This window comes from Micromonospora globispora (assembly GCF_003857015.1).
Classification (GTDB): Bacteria; Actinomycetota; Actinomycetes; order Mycobacteriales; family Micromonosporaceae; genus Micromonospora; species Micromonospora globispora.
The window spans coordinates 1-2,393 of sequence record NZ_QGGF01000753.1 but is presented as its reverse complement, the minus strand read 5'-3'; the positions used below and the strand labels follow the sequence as shown (position 1 = coordinate 2,393).

The 2,393-nt window shown below is 69.7% G+C and carries 3 protein-coding genes; 2 read left to right on the top strand and 1 reads right to left on the bottom strand.

Annotation, left to right across the window (positions count from 1 at the left end):
• The coding region (locus DKL51_RS33360) for an FAD-dependent oxidoreductase (RefSeq protein WP_148097933.1) at positions 1 to 951 on the bottom strand (951 nt) is incomplete at its 3' end.
• Between the two features lie 222 nt (positions 952 to 1,173).
• On the opposite strand from DKL51_RS33360, the gene DKL51_RS33355 reads away from it, so the two are divergent.
• Together DKL51_RS33355 and DKL51_RS33345 are read left to right on the top strand one after the other, a co-directional pair.
• Positions 1,174 to 1,410 (top strand): hypothetical protein, encoded by a 237-nt coding sequence (locus DKL51_RS33355; RefSeq protein ID WP_260428766.1) that lies wholly within the window; start codon positions 1,174 to 1,176, stop codon positions 1,408 to 1,410.
• Between the two features lie 478 nt (positions 1,411 to 1,888).
• Positions 1,889 to 2,260, top strand: coding sequence for a zinc finger domain-containing protein (locus DKL51_RS33345; protein ID WP_123809787.1), 372 nt, complete (start codon positions 1,889 to 1,891; stop codon positions 2,258 to 2,260).
• Positions 2,261 to 2,393: the final 133 nt, after the last annotated feature.

Here is a 2,393-nt window from a genome sequence, read left to right as displayed (position 1 = left end):
GAGGTGGATCCGGGGGTCGGCGACCACTCGGGTGCCGTCGACGACGATGCCGCCGCGGGGCCCCCGCAGCCGCAGCGGGGCCAGGTGGTCGAGCGCCGGCCGGAAGCCGGTGCACCAGAGGATGACGTCCACGTCCTGTTTCGTGCCGTCGCGCCACTGGACGCCGTCGGGGACGATCCGGTCGAACATCGGCCGGCGTAGGAGGAGACCGCGTTCCCGGGCTTCGAGCAGCTGCGGTGTCCACGACAGCTCGGTCGCGCTGGCGATGCTTCTCGGGGGCAGGCCGGCCCGTACCCGTGCCTCCACCTTGGCGACCACCTCGCGTCCGTAGTCCGGCGTGAACGGCCCGTCCCGGAACACCGGCGGCCGGCGGGTGACCCAGGTCGTCGTCGCCGCGACGTCGGCGATCTCGACCAGGAGCTGCACGGCCGACGTTCCGCCCCCGACGACAACCACTCGCTTCCCTGCGAATTCCGCCGGTCCCCGGTAGTGGGCGGTGTGCAGCTGCCGCCCGTGGAACGTTTCCTGTCCTGGGTAGTACGGCACGAATGGCCTGGTCCAGGTTCCGGTGGCGTTGATCACTGCACGGGTGGTCCAGGTGCCGTCGTCGGATTCGACGAGAAGGCGTCCGTCTCGGGCGTCCCGGACGGCTGTGACGGCGACCGGCCGCCGCACGTCGATGCCGAATTCCCTCTCAAAGGCGGTAAAATAGGCCGGCACCGCGTCGGCGGCTGGCTCGTCCGGCGGCGGAGGCGTGAAGCGCATGCCGGGCAGGTCGAAGATCCCGTGCACGGTCGCCATGCGCAGCGTCGGCCACCGGTGCTGCCAGGCCCCGCCGGGTGCCGGGTTGGCGTCCAGCACGGCGAAGTCAAGACCGGAGGAGCGCAGGTGGTACGCGCCGGACAGCCCCGCCTGTCCGGCCCCGATAACCACCACATCCGTCTCCGGCATGTGCCGGACAACGTCTCAGGCTCACCCGGGCCTTCCCACGGGCGATGGATGTCACACCGCCCGGACGTACCCGCCGAACCCAGCCCTGGCCCGCTCGGTTCTCGGCGGCGACTCGGCGGTCGACGTCGTCCACCGCGGCGCCGACCTGGTCGAGTTCGACCGGGTCGCAGCGGATCAGCTCCAGGATCCCAGCACGTACGCGGCTGTCACGTCCGGCGCTACTTGCGGCAGCGGAATCGAGCGATCTGCTTCAGGTGGCCGGCGCTCGACCACCTGGCCCCGCTGCGGCTGCGGGGGCCCCGCGGCGGCATCGTCGTCGACGGCACCCGAGTGGTCGCCGACCCCCGGATCCACCTCGTCGGCTACGGGCCGTCAGCGAGCACAGTCGGCGCGAACCGCGCCGGGCGGGCAGCGGTCCGCGAGCTGCGCGCGCTTCTGGCGGCGACCGCCCCGGCCTGACCGCACGTCGACGGTGGATCCGTCAAGGACAGGTGCTGCTGGCGACGGACTGGACCTGCGCACGTTCGGGCAGGCGCCCACACAAGCCTGTAGGTGCCGAAAACACCGTCCAGGACCGCCCTGGCGATCCTCGCCCACGCCTTCCTCGCCGCTGCCATAGCCAGCACCCGCTCCACCAGCCCAGATGATCTGATCCCGGTGACCGTCAACGAACTCCACCGTCTGTTCAACGCCTTGGTCATCGAACCCAGCCGACGCCACGCTGACCAGCTGAAATGGTCGATCTGGCGACGGCGCCACCAAGCCCGAGCCCGAGCCAGCCACTACGCTCGCCAAGCCCTCACCGAGCCCTGATCAACATCTCCGGCTGGAGTATTTGGGGGTCACTTCGGGCAAAGATCCGTACCGGACCGGGGGAGCCGCACCGATGACAGGAATACCGGGACCCGGCAGCCGGGACCACGGGAAAATGGAAGCCATGCCGCGACCGAACGAGAACCCGAACTTCCCCTCGGAGCAGGAAACCGCCGAAGTCATCCGGCTCCTGCGGGAGCGGGGCTACGACGAGAACGCGGTTTCCGCGTTGCTGTCCCTTGGGGAGGCACTATTCGAGGTGCACCATCGGGCCGTGACGCACGACGACGACAGCCTGCACCGGGCGGCCGACCGCATCGTCGACTCCCTGGTGCAGATGGGATACCCCCAGATGGTCCACCCCCTACTGCGCCACTGCCCGGTGTGCGGCTCCCTGCCCGGTCAGCGCTGTATCAAGGTGCCCGGCCACCCGCTGGGGGAGCAGCGGTACCACGCCGAGCGGTGGGGTGACCGCCCCGCCTCAGGTAGCGCATGAGCCGATCCTAATGAGTTCTGGGAGTGAGCCATCCGGCAAACTCCTGGTGGGTAGGTAGCCGCCAGTTGGTGAGCACTCGTCGTTCCTGGACATCGAGTCCTGATGAAAGATCGTGCCCCGGCTGGTCGGTGTG

Coding starts and splice junctions, on each gene's coding strand:
- DKL51_RS33345 (WP_123809787.1), top strand. CDS start 1,889: ATGCCGCGACCGAACGAGAACCCGAACTTCCCCTCGGAGCAGGAAACC.